The sequence below is a fragment of the Ferdinandcohnia sp. GQ5 genome (genome assembly GCF_059759275.1).
In genome coordinates this window covers 79544-97627 of record NZ_JCAXEW010000020.1, presented here as the reverse complement: position 1 = coordinate 97627, position 18084 = coordinate 79544, and the positions used below count along the sequence as shown (strand labels likewise).

The window sequence follows — 18084 nt, the reverse complement described above, 5'->3', positions numbered from 1 at the left end:
AGACAAGCAAACGTAAAATCAGCAATGCTGTGTCCGAAGTTGAACTATCTTCAAACAAGCAAACGTAAAATCAGCAATGCTGTGTCCGAAGTCACGATATATGCGAATTTGATTTATTTAAATAAGCATTAAACCTAAATATTATCAATAAAATTAATGCGTGAATTCGTCTGTGAATTCACGCATTATGATTTACTATTTCACAACTTGAATTGGAACCTTTTTTCAATTAACGGTAGTCCTTTGTTCTGTACGATTATAACAATGACAGCTTATTAGATGATCATTTACCATCCCTGTGGCTTGCATAAATGCGTAGCAAATGGTGGAACCAACAAATTTAAAACCACGCTTTTTTAAATCCTTGCTTAGTTTGTCGCTAATTTCAGTAGTGGTTGGCACGTCACTTAAGGTTTTAAAATGATTTATTATCGGTTTACCACCTACGAATGACCAAATGTATGTATGGAAACTTCCAAACTCTTCTACGACTTTATGAAACGCCCTTGCATTTGTGACAACTGCATTTACTTTAAGCCGATTTCGAACGATTCCCTCGTTCGACAATAATTCGGTAATTTTCTTATCATCATATGTCACAATTTTTTCCGGATCAAAATGATCAAAGGCTTTACGGTAATTTTCTCGCTTTTTTAAAATGGTGTACCAGCTAAGCCCCGCCTGTGCCCCCTCTAAGTTTAAGTATTCAAATAACAAACGGTCATCGTAAACAGGTACACCCCATTCGTGATCGTGGTAATCTATATATATAGGATCATCATTTACCCACCCACATCTTTTCAAAAACTATCCCCACCCTCTATTTCCTTTTAATAAGGATTATACCAGAAGAGTGGGAATAAAGGAGATTCCCCTTTATTCCTTTATTTACCTCCGATTTATTCTTTTATCCCTTCAAGCCATTCTTTATAGCATTCCTTGCATAATGTTTCTTCTCGTTCACCTTCAACATTAACAAATGCAACATAATGAAATCTTTCGTTTTCAAAAGGATCTTGGCAATAAAAACAATTAGTCGTCATTTTTTAACCTCCTATTGAATAATCTTTTTCTTATTTTTATCTATTCGTCCGCGGTTTTTTCACGTTAATAATATCCAAATAAAAAAGAGTCAGCATATGCCGACTCTTTTTTATACTTCTAAATATTTTTCTTTATCGATTCCATTAAAGAAAAAGCTTCGTTGTCCAATTGAAAAAAGCTGTAGTTCATGCATAGCCCTTGTGCAGGCTGTGTAAAAAAGCTTTCTTTCATATTCTCTTCCGTAAACGTCATTTGATGCGTTATAAATAATGACGGCGTCAAACTCGATTCCCTTTGCTAAATACGTTGGTAAAATTAAAACACCTTTATCAAATTGATACGTCTCCTGACTCATTAAGCGGACATGTATTTTATCTTGTAATGCCTGAAATGCTTCGTTACTTTCTACTGCAGTTTTACAAATGACCGCAATCGTTTCATGGCCTTTCTCTTGAAGATCTCTAATTTGATTTAGAATTTCGTTGTGAAGTTTATCCTTGGTGTCCACTTCTTTAAGTATCGGAAGCGATCCTGAACGGTTAAAGGCTTGAATGTCCTCTCCGCCAGCGACAATGCCCTTAGAAAACTCAACAATTTCTTTTGTAGAACGGTAGCTTTTTTTCAACTGAATAACTTCATATTTCTCTTCCTCATAAAGCTCTGGAGATAATAATGTTGGTGCATTCATGGAATGTGCATATATCGCTTGATTGTAATCTCCAAGAATAGTCATCCGACAGTTTGGAAATAGCTGCTTTAAATATTCGAATTGGAACGGAGAATAATCCTGGGCTTCATCAATGAATAAATGACGGATACCAGTATTCGACTTTTTCCCCTCGATTAAGTCCTGTAAATATAAAAATGGGGTTGCATCTTCATAATTTAAATGGTTTTGTTCCAACTGTTTCATGGTGTACGAACAGATTTCGTTCCAATCCTCTGATAATTTTTGTTCATTCACATAAGAAAATAATTGCTTATATAGTCCTTTAATATCAAGATAATCCAATTTTTTAATCGCAATTTTGATAGGTTTAAAATGCTTTCGTACAATTTCCTTAGCGATTAATTTTTCCTCACGTTCATAATCATCAAAGGTATCCTCCGAAAACTCTTGCTTTTTCTGTAATTGCTTAAAGATTTCGAGATGGTCTTCCTTCTCCATTAATTCAGCTTCTTGAAGAACCCAATCCTTTTTACGTTCTTTTCGTTCGAACTTAATAACTTCCTTCATTAACCACTCTGTTACCTTGGTCAATCGATTTGGAATCGAGATGGCTGGGTCCAATGTATAGAAGTATTCTTGAATCGCGTTCTTTGAGATAATTTTTTTTCTGTTAAAAATAATATTTTTAAAAAGAAGTCCTTTTTCGCCAAGTTCTTTTACATAAGAATCGATTAGTTTCATAAACCCAGTGCTTGCTTTTAAGTTTATTGCTTTAAGCCTCACATTATATTCAGATTGATCCATTGCTGTTAATAAATATTCCATTTGGGAAAATGGATCCTCCACATCAAAAAGGGTGCCTAATCGATGCTCGACATATTCTTGGAATGTAGATTGCTGCATGTTCTCTTCCCCAAGTTCCGGCAGAACAGTCGCAACATAGCTGTTGAAAAGAGGATTTGGTGAAAATAGCATGATATTACTTGAGTTAAGCTGTTCACGATAACGATAAAGTAGGTAAGCGACCCTTTGTAATGCAGCTGACGTTTTCCCTGATCCAGCCACACCTTGAACAATTAAATAACGACTTTTTTCATTTCGGATGATTTTATTTTGTTCACGTTGAATAGTGGCAACGATACTTTTCATTTGTGTGTTCGCATTATTACCGAGCACCTCTTGAAGCATTTCATCCCCAATTGTGACACCCGTATCAAACATACTTTTCATCATACTATTTTTGATAATGAATTGACGTTTTAAAGTCATTTCCCCTTGAATTTTTTCAAAATGGGATTCATATTTTGCTGGACCAGGATAATAATCATAATACATACTAGAAATCGGTGCTCTCCAGTCAAATATTAAAAAATCCTCGTCATTTTTGTCTAATAGGGATGCAATCCCAATATATATTTTCTCTTCTTTTGTTTCTCCCTCTTCCCAAAAATCAAATCGGCCAAAATATGGTGAGTCTTTTAGTCTTTCAAGAACTTTGATTTGCTTATGAATCAATCGATGATTTCTTTCACGTTCACCCAATAGTTCGGATTGCTGCTTAATACTTTGAAATGTTTCAATGACGTCATCAGGTTCATCAAGATTGACAGTTACATCTTCCCAAAATGTTTTTCGAAGGTCGACTAGTTCACTTTTTGCGCCGCCCACCTTTGATTCAATGGTTGATTTCTTACTGTCAATGACCTCCAGTACATCTTCAAGTCTGTCTTGTTCCTGAATCCAGTCTGGATTATTTTTTTCCATGAACACCACTCCTCGTATAAGTGAACTTCTGTCTCTACCCTGATATTGATAATAGTTGACAAACAAAAAATATTGTTATAAAATTATAATAGGGTAATTTGAACGCATTTATTTATATCTTTCAAAAAAAGACAGAACAATGACATCATATCATGTCGTTCTGTCTTTTTCAATGTTTTTTCAGTTATTACTCAGGTTACTCTTCATAAAGTCTAAGGTCCTTTTAATGCCTTCTTCATATGGTGTTGCTGGTAGATGGCCGATTTCCTTCTCATATTTTGAACCATCTAATACCACTGGTTCCTCTGTTAAATACAGCATTTCTACAACTTCTCTCATTTGTTTATCCAAAATCCCTAAGAATTGAATCATTCCCTTTGTTATAGTAGAAACAGATTTTTTATAATGTAAATGACTTCCTGCAATACTAATGATCTTTTCACCAGTGATAACTCCTGCAGCAGGAATATTCCAACTTTGCCCATATGCTTTATCACATATCGCTAGCTCTACAATTGCCTTTGCCCCATCAGGAGTATAAATATATTCCCTTGCATTTTGTTGATTTCCAACGAACATTGCCTTTTTATTTTGAACCATTTTATCGAACGTGTAAGTCAACATCGCATTTACGGCGTTAGGTCCATAAAAATCTGGAAAATGCGCGATAAGTACTGGTACATTTGCTTGAAATGCTATATTACTGAGCTCCACCCTTATCTTTCCTTTTTTTGTATGTGGATTTTTAGGATGCTCTTCATTTACTTTACGAGTAATTCCGCGACCGTATGCATAAATATTATCAACGATTGCAAGCTTGCTATTTGATGATCCAGCAGCTTGAACGACATTTCTCATTAGAATTGGCTGTTTATCATACCATTCACTATACGGTATATTGATCGCATGAAAAATAACATCAATACCTTTCGCCGCATTCATAAGATCTCTCACATCAAAAACATCCCCTGTAACGATTTGTACTTTTTCACTGTTTTTAAATAGCTTCTCTAATTTTTCTTTTGAACGAGCAAAAGCAATTACTTCAATTTCTTTCTCAATCAACTCTTTAACAATCGCATATCCCATTCCACCTGATGCGCCTAATACTAATGCCTTTTTCATCCGAACCCTCTCCTTTTTATTTATTAACCATCGGTCAATAAGGTGTAAAAAATATAGGAAAGTCTTTTACACTTCCCCATTTAATATTGGTTTTAAAATAAATTCAACATGAGACTCCGCTAGTGTTTTCACATCATGATAGGATTGGTTGCTTCTACAATAATGCGTAACAAAACCATGAATCGATAAGAAAATAGACCAAATATCCTGAATGCTCGATTTTTGGTTGCTTAAACTAGAGATTGCATTTGCAAACATTCCATAGCTTTCGAGTGGTTCCTGTTGAATACAGCTTTTTACCTCTTCATCATTAATTAAAAACATTAATTCATATTGGCTTTTATTTGAAAGTCCAAATTCAATATACCCTAATAAAATTTTCTTAACTTTCTCTTCTGGTGGTAAGTTCTGATTCATGATTTGCTGTAAAACACCGTTCAGCATGTCAAAGTCCTGCACAACCATTGCATAAAATAAATCAGCTTTATTTTTAAAATGATAATAAATCGCGCCATGGCTATAATTTAATTTATTTGCAATTTGACGCATTGAAACATGTTGGTAGCCTTTTTGAACAAATAATTCATGGGCAACATCCATTATTTTTTCTCGTGATAATTCCTCTTGAACCTGTTTTCTTGGTGACATTAAAAACAAATCTCCTTTATTAACCACTGTTCAATTATAAATATAGTCCTGTTTTAACCAGATGTCAATCGTTTCCATGCACATTTTTATATAATTGCAATACAATATAAAAGCGGACCCTTTTGAGAGTCCGCCTTCGATTATTCTGCTTTACTTAAAACTTGTTTTTCTTGCTGCTCTTCAGCTTCTTTTGCAGCTTTTTTCTGTTTCATATAACCAATTGCTACAACTGCAGCAACTACGATTAACTCAAAGCCATACTTCACAAAACCATTACTAAAAACTGAACCTAAGAAAGGTTCTGCAACAATCATCTTAGATGCAGTCCAGGCTAATATAGCAGCACCAATTGTAATAATGACCGGGAAACGATCAATTAATTTAATAAATAATGTACTTCCCCAAACCATAATTGGAACTGAAATTATTAGTCCTAACACAACCAGTAAGAAGTTACCGTGAGCAGCACCTGCAACCGCTAATACATTATCAAGACCCATTAGTGCATCAGCAATGATAATCGTACGAATGGCTGCCCAGAAACTGCCAACAGCTTTTATTTCATGGCCTTTGTCATCTGCTAACAGGTTATAAGCAATCCATACAAGAAGTACTCCACCTACTAATCGTAGTCCTGGAATTTCAAGGAGCCACACCACAGCTAAAGTCGCTGCAGCTCTTATGACAATGGCACCTACAGTTCCCCAAATAATTGCTTTCTTCTGTTGTTCTTTTGGTAAATTTCTTGCTGCTAAGCCGATAACAATAGCATTATCCCCCGCTAATACTAAATCAATTGCAATAATAATTAAGAGTGCGGAAAAAAATTCGGCGCTTAAGAATTCCATCAAAAATCTCCCTTCTATTTTTCTTTTATTCTATAAAATTAGGAAATGCCCTTTACTAGAATAAACTACTTGATTATTGCCATACGTTTATCATCAAGACGTTTTTCGATTTTTTCGAGTTCTTTTTTGTCTTTCAAAATCTCTTCTTTGTTCTTTTTAATTAAGTCTTCAATTGACACTGTTTCTATCTTTCTCTTAAGCATTACTCTTCTCACCTCACTACTATTTGTACTAAAAAACAAAAATGACCTTTACCTCATGAGGTAAAGGTCATAAAAATAGACCTCTACCGTAATCTGGTAAAGGTCTTGCTAACAACGTTAGTTGCCAACAAAGCCGAGAGTGGCGACACTCTGAAATGACGACTTTGCTGTAAAAGCTACTCCCCTTTAGGAGAACACTATTCACAATATTTATTATATAATTAATTTTATACAATGTTTATATTTTTGTCAACGATTATCTTATATTTTTTCCGTAAAAGATTTCATCCATTTCTGTAATCAATTTTTCAGCAATCACTAATTCCTCTTCCGGTGTCAGTTTTTCCCTTGTATTACTGAAAAATAAATAGTGTTCCAGGTCAAACTCCTTCAATTTACATTTCGTGTGAAAGATGTTTTCTTGGTACACATTCACATCAATCATGTGATACATTTCCTGTATATCTTCTGGTATATAGTTTTGTATCGAATTTATTTCATGATCAATAAATAGTTTATGTCCTGTCACATCTCTTGTGAATCCGCGAACACGATAATCAATCGTCATCACATCGGTTTCGAACGATTGGATCATATAATTTAATGCTTTTAGAGGGGATATTTCTCCACAGGTTGAAACATCGATGTCCGCCCGAAAAGTGCTAATACCTTCATCTGGATGAGATTCCGGATAGGTATGAACCGTTATATGACTTTTGTCCATTTGTGCAACGACTGATCCTGGTATTGGACCAGGAGATTCTTCAAATACATCCTTTGTTGGATCATTTACTGGTCCCTCTGATACTAAAATTGTTACGCTCGCTCCTTGGGGAACGTAATCCTGCTTTGCGACATTCAAAATATTAGCACCTATAATATCAGCAACATTACTTAGTATCTCGGTTAATCGGTCTGCGTTATAGACATCATCAATATATTCAATATATGCATCTCGTTCTTCTTGAGAACTTGTATAGCAAATATCATACATATTAAAGCTTAGCGATTTCGTAAGATTATTGAAACCATGTAAGTCTAATATCTGGTTCGAATTCATCTCCATATGTTTCATATACTTCTCCCCCTTTTATTATTTTTTCCATATTTTTATATTGGTTGATTCGTGAAAATCTATGCACATTAATGAGATTTTTCATTTTGCGCAAAAAAAAATCCGGCTAAAAAGCCGGACACTGTAACGATATGATCATTTAAAAGGGGGGTATGAAAAAGCTTATCTTTTCCATGTCTTTATCTTACGGTGTAAATATGAACAAACTATGAATAAAGAATTAAGTTTCTATTAAAGTTATAGTAAAGTTAGCTAATTATGATGATGTGAGAGATTTAATGAGATGATCTAAACAACTTTTTGGTTTCTTTCCAACAATTAGATTAATGCCATCGGTATAACCCTCTTCACGCCCACCTAATTCTTCAATTAGTTTGTTACGCCAATACTTAAGCTTATCAGTGTATTCATTGTTTATGGCTAAATTTTTACATTCATTCGGATCTTCTATTAAATCAAATAACTGCTCTTCTCCAGTTTGACTATACCAAATGTATTTTTCCTTACCATTCGTTAGGTAATGATGTGATAAAGAACCATAAGCATGCTCACCATGAATATGCGTTCTCCAATTAGTGGAAGGTTCCTCACACGCCTGTAACACACTTTTTCCGTCTACACTTTCAGGTATCTCAACACCAGCTACATCAAGAAGAGTTGGCATAATATCCCTTATTTCGACAACCTGATTTTTGGTACTATTTTGCTTTAATTTTAATTTATTCCCCGGGTCTGAAAGAATAAATGGAACTTTGGCGCTCCCCTCATAAGGGAGTGCTTTACGATAATAATTATGGTCTCCTAATAACTCCCCATGATCAGAAGCGAATACGATAACTGTATCTTGTAAAACACCATACTCAGCCATTGCATTTAGAAATCTCCCAATTTGATAATCAATATGTGTAATAAGAGCATAATAACCCGCTTGTGCCCTCTTATATCTATTCTTGGGAACATTACCTTTTAATGTGATTGGGTTATATCCCTCTCTTTGAATATCTTCTGTATCAGCCCATTCACCAACAACAGGATCAGGAAGATCCAGTTCTTTGTACATATCATAAAACACTTGCGGTGGATCAAAAGGAGGGTGTGGCCTAACAAATGACATATTCAAAAAAAATGGTTTTGTTGTGTCTCTTCTCCTCAAGAAATCAATTGACTGAGAAACCACCCAATTAGTTGGATGTAATTCTTCAGCAAGATGCCATGGCCTTGCAACTGTTGAGGCATTACAATCCAATCCTAAATCAATTAAATCTACCTGAGAGCCTGCCCGTTCTCTTAACCAGGGTAAATAGTCATCTCCAGTTAGATTAAATGACTCCGACTCAAAATTCTGATATTTAAATCGATTATAATGTAAATAGCCGTCATGCAACACAACATTGTGAAACCCACAAAGATTTCTCGCAGGATAAACATGCATCTTTCCAACACATTGTGTATGATATCCATTTTTCGCTAATTCTCCAGGAAGTGTATGTTCATATTGCCAAGGAACCCGTTCTTGATAACCAACCCTACCGGTTGAGGTTTGAGACATTCCTGTTAGCAACGAGGCTCTAGCAGGAACACAAGTCGGTGTAGCTGAGTAGGCATTTTTAAAAATTACTCCGTTTCTTGCTAGTTGATCAATATTCGGGGTATCAACAACTGGATGATTCAAAATACTTAAGCAATCGCCTCGCATTTGGTCAACCATAATCAATAGGATATTAGGTTTCATCTTTTATCCTCCAAAATAGCTTTCGTTATTACCGCTTCTATAATTACCCCTAATTCAAAAGGGTGGGTTGTTGGTATGAGTAGTTTTAAAAAAACTCATAGTTCGAATTTTTTCTATGAGTTCTTCCTGCATACTCTAAGTTAACTCAGTATAAAAACGGCATCTATCTCCAGGAATGATGGATTTACAAAATTCAACTGGTTTACCAGACAAATCATAGGCCACACGTTCTAATAGTAATGCCGGTAGACCTTCCTTAATTTTAAAATAAGCACTTTCATAATCACGAATTAAGACAGGCTCAAATGCCTCCTTTGCTTTTGTCACTCGAATATTAAATTTCTCTTCAAGCAAATCATAAAGCGAAACTTTACCAATATCCTTTAGGCATTCCATATCAGTAACTAGACTCTTAGGAATATATGATGATTCTAATATAAACGGTTTATCATTTGCACATCGAAGACGCTTTATTTCAACTACTTTTTCCGTTTTTGCTATTTGTAGAGCTTCTCTCACCTTTAGCTTAGGCTCTACAACATCAATTCCAAGGATAATATCCTTCGGATTCATTCCTTTTTCCCTTAACACTTTACTGAAGCTATAAAATCCAGTTAAAGATTGCTCTAGCTTTGGTCTTGCAATAAATGTCCCTTTCCCTTGAGTTCGATACAAAATTCCCTCCTGTACTAACTCTTCAATTGCTTTCCTTGCAGTATTTCGGCTAATATCAAATTGTTCCATCAATTGATTTTCAGAAGGAATTTTATCTCCTACCTTCCACATCCCACTATCAATTGATTCTTTTATTTTTTCTTTTAATTGATGGTAAAGGGGAATAAAACTTTCATGCTGCAAACGGTCCATTCTATTTAATCTGCCTCCTAATAATTATATATACAACTATACCTTATATTAGGATATACTAGAAAATATTTCATCTATTATTCAATACATGAAGTCATTTATCCTACGAGATACTTATTTTTTTAAGCTCCAGTAATTCTTGGCATTGACATAGATTCCTTGCCTAACTCTGCCCAAATATACTTGAATAGGAGCTTTTCCCTGAGTTCTCGATATTCTACATGTTCCCATAAATTACATAATTCATTTGGGTCTTCTAGTAAATCATATAGCTCCCCATAATAGTTATTATAATAAACCGTTAATTTGTAACGTTCATCGACATATGTTTTTAGATGTACCATAGTTGGTTGTGTTCTATACTCACATATGATGTGGTCTCTACATTTTTCCTTCATACCAAACCAGACATCGCTCTGATTTATTCCTGTCATTTGATGCGGTATAGGTATATCGGTTAAACCTAAAAAAGTAGGGGCTAAATCAACTAATGATACCATTGCATTATTTACCACCCCTTTTGGTACCTTTCCAGGGTACCGCACTATAAAAGGAATCTTTATTAGATCTTCATAATGAAAAGCACCCTTATCATGGAGACCATGATGACCAAAAAAATGACCATGATCTGATGTAAATACAACAATAGTGTTATCAGCTATTCCTAATTCATCTAACTTATCAAGTATCTTACCGATATATTTATCCATCATGCTAATCATTCCATAGTATACCGCCATATTTCTTTTGGCATCTGCCTTCGTAACGGAAGTGTGTGATTGAAATCCAATATTCCCAATACCTGTTTCAACATACCTCGAAAAGTCCGGATTTTCCTCTTGTGTCATTTGAAAATGAGGTGGATTATTCTTATGTTCACCCGGCACTACTTCAGGTAATGTCAACTTTTCCGAATTATACATGTTATCCCATGGTTCAGGAACAAGATATGGTGGGTGAGGATCAAAAAAGCTTGCCCATAAAAAGAAATTTTCGTCTTGCTCATGATATTGACTTAGTAAATGGTTAGTCCTTTCGGCAATCCATGAATTATAGTGATATTCCTCTGGTATATCCCATTTGTATGAAATGTTAGGGTCCATATTTCCTGTTGGTGGTAAATAAAAGTCTCTCCAGTTTTTACAGCCCTTTTCTTCTAACCATAGAGCATAATGCTGTCCGACATGTGCTTCATTGGTATGATTTCGAGCTAGCTCAATATGTTCAAAGCCATAAAAGGGACCGTTAAATTCTTTCCAAAAATCTAAGTCCTGCAATACGGGATAAGACTCAAAAGAAGAATATTCTTCAGTTGATTTAAGTGGTTGAAAATGAGCTTTTCCTATTAAGGCAGTTCGATAATTACTCTCCTGAAAATAATCTCCTACCGTCGGAACCTCTTCAGATAATTTTGTACCTAAAGCCCAAGCACCATGCTGACTCGGATATAATCCAGTAATCATCGATGAACGGCTAGGGGTACAAGTAGGGTTCGGGCAATAGGCGCGATTAAATACTGTTCCTTCTTTGACCAACCTATCCAGGTTCGGAGTTGTAATTTCAGTATTAAAAGCACCGATTGTATTATAATGCTGTTGGTCACTTGTAATTAGCAATATATTAGGCTTTGACACAATATCAACTCCTTTTGTAACTTAAATGATTACTATTCAGTTAAAAGCTTAGAAACAATTAACTAAGTTTTGGTTGGTCAGAGAAAGTAACCACACGATTTTTAGTTCCATGTAACTCGAACAAAATAATCTCATTTTCCCCTTCTTTTAACAGCGGTGCCGGAACATAGAGTGTTTTTTGCGGACCAATCTCCCAATACCTTCCAAGGTTGAAACCGTTAATATAAGCAACACCCTTTGTCCATCCTTCAGTATTTATAAAGGTATCTGAAACTTCATTAATATGAAGTGTTCCTTTATAAAATGCAGGAACTTCAGAATAAACTTCATAATCCGTATCAAATGTAAGGCCTGTTAAATCATTTAATGGAAGTGAATGAATTGTCCAATGATATAAAAATTGAGCACCCAATCTGACTCCCTCAGTTATCCCCTTGTAATCTTTTAATTTGGGGCCATAGTTGATCCTCCCCATATTCTCTACTAATATACTTAAAGTAGCGCCTCCATCAGGTATACTTAAGAGTATTTCGGTATCTTCATTCCAGCGCTCAATTACGCCCTTAAATTCACCATCTAAATAGATTAATGCTCTATCATGTACGTCTTGTAAGTTTAATTTTGTCTCAGGTCTAGGACCAGAAACATGAGTAGTATATAAAATAAACCCATAATCTTGTCCAATTTCTTCCATAGTTTCAGGACACGTTTTCGATATTGGGCTGGACAATTGCGGTAGCCCATCAAATAACCGTTTTTGCTGAGTTAAGTGAACTTCTTCATATGCTTTCTTTTTTATAGGTTCTGGTAAGTTAAGTGGTTCTAAGTTAACATATTTAGAGATAACCTCTCGAACCTTAAAGAATTTATCAGTTGGAGTTCCTGATTCATCGATTAGTACATCATAGTCATAACTCGTAATTGTTGGTTCGTACCCTTTCCCATGGTTTGCCCCATTAAAAAAGCCAAAGTTTGTTCCACCGTGGAACATGTAAAAGTTTACGGATGCATTCATTCCTAGCATTCTATCTAATACATCTGCAACATCATCTGCATTCCTTGTATGATGTTCCTCTCCCCAATGGTCAAACCACCCGTTCCAAAACTCCATGCACATTTTGGGGGCATTAGGTTGATATTCCTCTAATTTCGCAAATGACTCTTCAGGTCTTGAGCCAAAATTTGCCGTTTCTAATACCCCAGGAATCATACCACCTTGAAACATGAAATCAGTCGGTCCATCTGAAGTAAACAAGAGTACATCCATCCCCCTAGATACCATTCCATCACGCAGATACTCTAAATATTTGGTATCGTTTCCGTAGCTGCCATACTCGTTTTCAATTTGCATTGCAATTATAGGTCCTCCATTTGTGCAGAGTAGAGGCTTGAATTTTGGTAATAAAACATCATAATATTCATCCACTCTTTTTAAAAAGGGGGCATGATAACAGCGAAGCCTCATTCCCTGATCCTTCAACAGCCAAGAAGGCAATCCTCCAAACTCCCATTCTGCACAAATATAAGGACTTGGGCGAATTATAACGTATAATCCAATTTCAGCTGCAGTCTCTATAAATTTTACAATATCAGCCTGACCTTCAAATTGAAATTCGCCAGGCTTTGGTTCATGAAAGTTCCAAGGCACATAGGTTTCTACAGTATTAAATCCACAGGCTTTCAACTTAAGCAATCGATCCTTCCAATACTCAGGCACGACACGAAAATAATGAATAGCTCCTGAAATAATCTGAATTGGTTCCCCATTAATCATAAATTGTTCATTCTCAGTAGTTAAAACAGACATTATAACCCTCCACTCTATTTATCCAACTCTGGCGATTCAACTTAATTAAGCATCAACACTTCCATACTTCTGTCCCATGTTTGATAAGTTTTCACTAATAGATTCTTCGCTTTCTCTTCTACGCTCAATGCGTTCAAATAGTTTTAATGATAACACCATTATTAGATAAGCCGGGAGGCTCATGCTAAAGAACGGCAGTAATCCTGGAATCCAAAAAAATAATCTGGATACTATGTAAACGATTAATGCTACTAAAATTGTATGAACTGGATAAGAAATACCTATCATTAGAGAGTATGTAAAATATCGAGAGAGTTTAAGATTGTAATGAACAAAAACTGGAACAATATATATCAAAATAGTCATAAAGAGTAGACTACACAAAATCACCCCAATTAATAGGCAAATTGCTAAAATCCCTTCGGCATATTTCATAATGGATAAGTTTACGTACAATACATAACCCATTATAGAAAGCAAAAATCCTATCAGATTGGATTTCCAGAATTCATTCCGAAACGTCTTCCAAAACTCCTTAAATAAAGAAAAATTTTCTTCCCTCTTCATAACCCATTTACGAGTAGTTGCAAATAAGGCCATAGTTGCTGGCATAATGCCAACAACCAGTAAACCTACAAACGAAAAGAAAATCCATAATAACTGAAGTTGTAAAAGCTTCATGATAAATTCAGAAGTTTTATAAAATCTCCCTACTATTCCATCCATCTCCACGGCCATCTTTCCTTTCCAGCTAAAGAATAGGCAGATTAGATGTCTCCATCTTTCAACCTAACGAACTATTAAATAGTAATCGTTGATTCTTTACTTATCTCAACAACTTTACCACCCGAACGAATTGATTCTGTTGCGGCACATCCTACAGCGACACTCATTCTACCAGCGAAAGGCGTCGTTAATGGTTGCTTATTATTTAACACTAGTTCAATAAAATCCTTGCAAATTTTCGGGTCAGCCCCTCCGTGACTTCCTTGCTCTTTTTTCATATCATACGTAACATTACTGTATTCATGCCAAGAACCGGATTTACGAGTTTTAACGTAAACCTTTCCTCCGACATCATCATTCTCGACTCTACCTTTTGTACCAATAAAGGTATAATTCCTTGAATAATCTGGAGTAAAATGACACTGTAAATACGATGCTTTAATTCCGCCCTCTAGTTCCATAATTAACATATTATTATCTTCCACATCAATTTCTTTTCTGAATGCACACTGTGTTAACGTATGTAAGCTAGCCTCGGGGCAAGTATCTTTTTCAGTACATGTTGGACACGTTAAATGATTAGGCTTATCTCCCCCATAATAATCAAGCCCTCCCATTGCAGAGACTTTTTTCGTATACTTACCAGTAATCCAATGAATAACATCTAAATCATGTGAACCCTTTTGTAGTAATAGTGATGTCGTATTTTGAGATGTTCCATGCCAATCATGATAGTAATAGTATCCACCCAAGCCAACAAAGTGTCTGACCCAGACTGCCTTTAATTCACCAATTACACCAGAATCAACGATACCTTTCATTGTCTGATACATACTCATATATCGCATATTGAAGCCAACCATTAAATGTTTCCCACATTTTTTTGCAGTTTCAATTATTCGATCACAACCCTCTACTGTTATTGCTAGTGGCTTTTCGCAATAAACATGTTTTCCCGCTTCAAGAGCTGCGATAGCATGTTCTTCATGTAAGTAATCTGGAGATAAAACGACGATAGCATCAATATCGTCACGTTTGATTAGTTCTTTATAATCTGTTGTAATATATGCACTTTCATTTATTTTTTCTTGAAAAGCTTTTAACTTTTCAAATGAAATATCCGCTGCGCCAACTACTACAGATTTTCCATTTGGATTGTGAAAATACTTTGCAATTCCACTTCTAAGTCCTGCACCTATAATACCAATTCTGACTTGTTCCATTTGCATTCTCTCCCTAACTATGAGTATTGGAAATCGTATAATTCTTTGTGACATATAACCTGAAATAAAAATCTTTTTCCTCAAATTATCCAAACGTTTTCCCAATAATTAAATAAGTTTTCTTATGAATAGATTTATATAATGACATTCCCCCAATTTAAAGTCATCGGGGGAATGTACATATTATTTACTTGGGCTAACCCATTCACCTTCAATATTTGCTTCTGTCAGTAGCTGATTAACATCATTAACGACATCTGCTCCACCTTTAGCCATATACTCTTCAACAAACTTATCCCATTCGGAAATTGGTCTTTGACCTGCAACCATTTTTGTAAGTTCATTTGTCGCAAATTCATTTAATTCTGCAATTTTATCATTATAAACCTCAGAGTGAATACGTCCTACTGGGCTTAAATAAAAGTTAGATTCTAATAACATTTCAACCATAAGGGTATTAAATTCTTTTGCTTCAGGAGCCTTAGATTGGATTGCGTAATCTAACATCGATTTTTCTCCTTCAATCCAGCCACCTTGTTTTTGGTTAAAAAGTGCTTGAGGTGCATATTGGCTATAATCCTCTGTTAGTTCAGGTGCACCATCTACCATCGTATAACCTTTTCCTTCTCCACCCATTGTCCAATCAAAATATTCATTATCTGGATTTTGCTCATCTGCTGGTACATATTGGGTGATATAATCAATCATTTCTAAAATTTTCTCTACTTTTTCTGGGTTGTCTTTTAATTTAGCATTTAACATCCAAACTCTATAGTATCCACTACCCGCTACATATCCTTGTGTACCATCTGGTGCAACAAACGCAGGCATAGCTGCTATTTTTGCATCAGGATTAGATTTTTTTAATGTTGCATAATCAAAGTTAGCAGGTTGTGCACCCTTGTCTTTTCCTGGTTGTTCATACCAGATTCCAACTTTTCCTGCAGTAAAATCTTTGAAGACTTCATTATAAGGTTTTACCGCCCAGTCTTTATCAAGAGCTCCTGCATCGCTTAATTCTTTTAAAGCACTAATTTTCTCTTTACTACCTTCTGAGATTTGGCCAGGAATTAATTTCCCTTCATCATTTTTATGGTACCAGGTATTATTGCTCCAGTAGGCCCCAAATGACGGGTCATATACTAGTCCTTTTGCTAATCCAAGTCCAATCGTATCATCTTTTCCATTACCATCAGGATCTTGTGTTGCAAAAGCAATTGCTACTTCCTTCAGTTCCTCAAAATTTGTTGGCATTTCCAAACCAAGTTTATCAAGCCAGTCTTGACGAATAATTGGTTTTTTTCCACCACTTGCAGGGAAAAACAGTGGAATCGCATAAATATCCCCTTCAACTGTTACAGTATCCCATACCGATTGAGGAATCGCTTTAAGACTTTCATATTTGTCTATGTAATCATTTAATGGTAAGAAAGCACCTTGTTTAGACCACTTTACAAAGTTAACACCAGCAGTCTCATCTCCTATTACATCTGGTAAATCACCTGAAGACATTTTTACCGCAAGCTTATCTGTGTATAAATCAAAAGGAATATATTGCGGTTTGAAATCGATGTCAAATTTTTCATTAACCATTTTAATATTTTCAAAGCCTGGCTCAGGAACTGGATTTTCCCATGTACCATCAAACCAAGAGATTGTCAGTTTTCCATCTTTTTTTTCATTTGAAGAGCTTTCATTTGATGAACAAGCTGCTAGTACACCAAGGAGTAAAATAGTAGAACAACATAAAGCAATTATCCGTTTCATTTCAAAACTTCCCCCTTCATCTTTGCGTTTGATTCATAAAATCTTAAAGTGGTGAGAATCAGAATCCTATTCTTTGACTGACCCTAGCATCACTCCCTTCGCAAAGTGCTTTTGAAGAAACGGGTATACTAGCAAAATTGGAATTGTGGCAATTAGAATTGCCGCCATCCCTATTGTTTCAGCAGGTGGAGGATTATCCATTGTTGCTTGCATCCCAACATCCAACATATTACCTTGATTTAAAATAACTAATTGTCGAAGGATAACCTGTACAGTCCACTTTGCAGGATCATTTAAATAAAGAAGAGCTGTAAAATACGAATTCCAGATTCCAACTGCATAAAACAGTCCGAAAGCTGCTAGGGCTGGCTTTGATAAAGGCAGAATGATCTTTCCAAAAATTTGTAAATCGTTTGCTCCATCGATGATCGCTGCTTCCGTTAAATCGTGTGGTAGATTCATAAAGAATTGCCTCATAACAATCAAGTTAAATGAACTGATGGCTGTTGGAATGATCAATGACCACAATGAATCCATGAGACCAGTTGCTTGTACAACCATATATGTAGGTATCATTCCAGCTCCGAACACAAAAGTAAATAATACGAGAAACAAATACACTCTTTGGCCAAGAATATTTCTAGACAATGCATAAGCCATCATAGACGTTAAGAGTAAACTGACAAATGTACCTACTATGGTTACATAAATCGTTACCCCAAGCGAGCGAACAAATTCTTTAGAGCCTAAGATATACTCATACGCATCTAACACCCAGGTTTTCGGAAAAAGGAGTAAGTCAGATTGTACAAATTCTTCATATGTTGCGAATGAGACCACGAACATGTAATAAAACGGAAAGATCATTGTTAATGCTATGATGATAAGTAATACATAGTTTACAAGATTTACAGCTTTTTCTGACTTCGTATTATTTTGTTGCAACTAAAT

General features: G+C 35.4%; 16 protein-coding genes. All 16 read right to left on the bottom strand.

Annotated elements, in window-relative coordinates:
- Positions 1-225: 225 nt before the first annotated feature.
- On the bottom strand, positions 226-804 hold the full coding sequence (locus AC6CHV_RS21285) for a DNA-3-methyladenine glycosylase I (RefSeq protein WP_498079633.1): 579 nt from the start codon (positions 802-804) through the stop codon (positions 226-228).
- Positions 805-899: 95 nt separating this feature from the next.
- Entirely contained in the window at positions 900-1043 is a 144-nt protein-coding gene (locus AC6CHV_RS21280; protein ID WP_165918292.1) for a hypothetical protein, read from the bottom strand.
- A gap of 110 nt (positions 1044-1153) precedes the next feature.
- Positions 1154-3478, bottom strand: coding sequence for an RNA polymerase recycling motor HelD (gene helD, locus AC6CHV_RS21275; RefSeq protein ID WP_341332598.1), 2325 nt, complete (start codon positions 3476-3478; stop codon positions 1154-1156).
- Between the two features lie 180 nt (positions 3479-3658).
- Positions 3659-4627 (bottom strand): SDR family NAD(P)-dependent oxidoreductase, encoded by a 969-nt coding sequence (locus tag AC6CHV_RS21270; protein WP_498079634.1) that lies wholly within the window; start codon positions 4625-4627, stop codon positions 3659-3661.
- A 42-nt stretch (positions 4628-4669) separates the two neighbouring features.
- Positions 4670-5251 carry a TetR/AcrR family transcriptional regulator gene (locus AC6CHV_RS21265; protein WP_341332599.1) on the bottom strand — a complete coding sequence of 194 codons (582 nt, stop codon included), beginning with the start codon at positions 5249-5251 and terminating at the stop codon, positions 4670-4672.
- A gap of 140 nt (positions 5252-5391) precedes the next feature.
- The gene (locus AC6CHV_RS21260) at positions 5392-6099 is read right to left on the bottom strand and encodes a TerC family protein (RefSeq protein ID WP_341332600.1); all 708 of its coding nucleotides are present in this window, start codon (positions 6097-6099) and stop codon (positions 5392-5394) included.
- A 65-nt stretch (positions 6100-6164) separates the two neighbouring features.
- On the bottom strand, positions 6165-6302 hold the full coding sequence (locus tag AC6CHV_RS21255) for an FbpB family small basic protein (protein ID WP_341332601.1): 138 nt from the start codon (positions 6300-6302) through the stop codon (positions 6165-6167).
- Positions 6303-6558: 256 nt separating this feature from the next.
- Positions 6559-7368, bottom strand: coding sequence for an adenosylmethionine decarboxylase (gene speD, locus AC6CHV_RS21250; RefSeq protein ID WP_341333574.1), 810 nt, complete (start codon positions 7366-7368; stop codon positions 6559-6561).
- A 265-nt stretch (positions 7369-7633) separates the two neighbouring features.
- Complete coding sequence (locus AC6CHV_RS21245) at positions 7634-9109, bottom strand: arylsulfatase (RefSeq protein ID WP_341332602.1); 1476 nt, start codon at positions 9107-9109, stop codon at positions 7634-7636.
- A 135-nt stretch (positions 9110-9244) separates the two neighbouring features.
- Complete coding sequence (locus tag AC6CHV_RS21240) at positions 9245-9976, bottom strand: UTRA domain-containing protein (protein ID WP_121449536.1); 732 nt, start codon at positions 9974-9976, stop codon at positions 9245-9247.
- 122 nt (positions 9977-10098) lie between these two features.
- A complete protein-coding gene (locus tag AC6CHV_RS21235; RefSeq protein WP_341333575.1) occupies positions 10099-11613 on the bottom strand; it encodes a sulfatase family protein in 1515 nt (504 codons plus the stop codon).
- A gap of 55 nt (positions 11614-11668) precedes the next feature.
- Entirely contained in the window at positions 11669-13417 is a 1749-nt protein-coding gene (locus AC6CHV_RS21230) for a glycoside hydrolase family 35 protein (protein WP_440273302.1), read from the bottom strand.
- Positions 13418-13462: 45 nt separating this feature from the next.
- Complete coding sequence (locus tag AC6CHV_RS21225; protein ID WP_498079632.1) at positions 13463-14143, bottom strand: DUF624 domain-containing protein; 681 nt, start codon at positions 14141-14143, stop codon at positions 13463-13465.
- Positions 14144-14217: 74 nt separating this feature from the next.
- Positions 14218-15366 (bottom strand): Gfo/Idh/MocA family oxidoreductase, encoded by a 1149-nt coding sequence (locus AC6CHV_RS21220; protein WP_121449540.1) that lies wholly within the window; start codon positions 15364-15366, stop codon positions 14218-14220.
- Positions 15367-15549: 183 nt separating this feature from the next.
- Entirely contained in the window at positions 15550-17133 is a 1584-nt protein-coding gene (locus AC6CHV_RS21215; RefSeq protein ID WP_121449541.1) for a type 2 periplasmic-binding domain-containing protein, read from the bottom strand.
- 66 nt (positions 17134-17199) lie between these two features.
- The gene (locus AC6CHV_RS21210; protein ID WP_207900046.1) at positions 17200-18078 is read right to left on the bottom strand and encodes an ABC transporter permease subunit; all 879 of its coding nucleotides are present in this window, start codon (positions 18076-18078) and stop codon (positions 17200-17202) included.
- Positions 18079-18084: the final 6 nt, after the last annotated feature.

Bases quoted from the DNA above. Each gene is read 5' to 3' on its own strand.
- AC6CHV_RS21280 (WP_165918292.1), bottom strand. From the start codon at position 1,043: ATGACGACTAATTGTTTTTATTGCCAAGATCCTTTTGAAAACGAAAGA.
- helD (WP_341332598.1), bottom strand. From the start codon at position 3,478: ATGGAAAAAAATAATCCAGACTGGATTCAGGAACAAGACAGACTTGAA.
- AC6CHV_RS21265 (WP_341332599.1), bottom strand. From the start codon at position 5,251: ATGTCACCAAGAAAACAGGTTCAAGAGGAATTATCACGAGAAAAAATA.
- AC6CHV_RS21260 (WP_341332600.1), bottom strand. From the start codon at position 6,099: ATGGAATTCTTAAGCGCCGAATTTTTTTCCGCACTCTTAATTATTATT.
- AC6CHV_RS21255 (WP_341332601.1), bottom strand. From the start codon at position 6,302: ATGCTTAAGAGAAAGATAGAAACAGTGTCAATTGAAGACTTAATTAAA.
- speD (WP_341333574.1), bottom strand. From the start codon at position 7,368: ATGGAGATGAATTCGAACCAGATATTAGACTTACATGGTTTCAATAAT.
- AC6CHV_RS21245 (WP_341332602.1), bottom strand. From the start codon at position 9,109: ATGAAACCTAATATCCTATTGATTATGGTTGACCAAATGCGAGGCGAT.
- AC6CHV_RS21240 (WP_121449536.1), bottom strand. From the start codon at position 9,976: ATGGACCGTTTGCAGCATGAAAGTTTTATTCCCCTTTACCATCAATTA.
- AC6CHV_RS21230 (WP_440273302.1), bottom strand. From the start codon at position 13,417: ATGTCTGTTTTAACTACTGAGAATGAACAATTTATGATTAATGGGGAA.
- AC6CHV_RS21225 (WP_498079632.1), bottom strand. From the start codon at position 14,143: ATGGATGGAATAGTAGGGAGATTTTATAAAACTTCTGAATTTATCATG.
- AC6CHV_RS21220 (WP_121449540.1), bottom strand. From the start codon at position 15,366: ATGGAACAAGTCAGAATTGGTATTATAGGTGCAGGACTTAGAAGTGGA.
- AC6CHV_RS21215 (WP_121449541.1), bottom strand. From the start codon at position 17,133: ATGAAACGGATAATTGCTTTATGTTGTTCTACTATTTTACTCCTTGGT.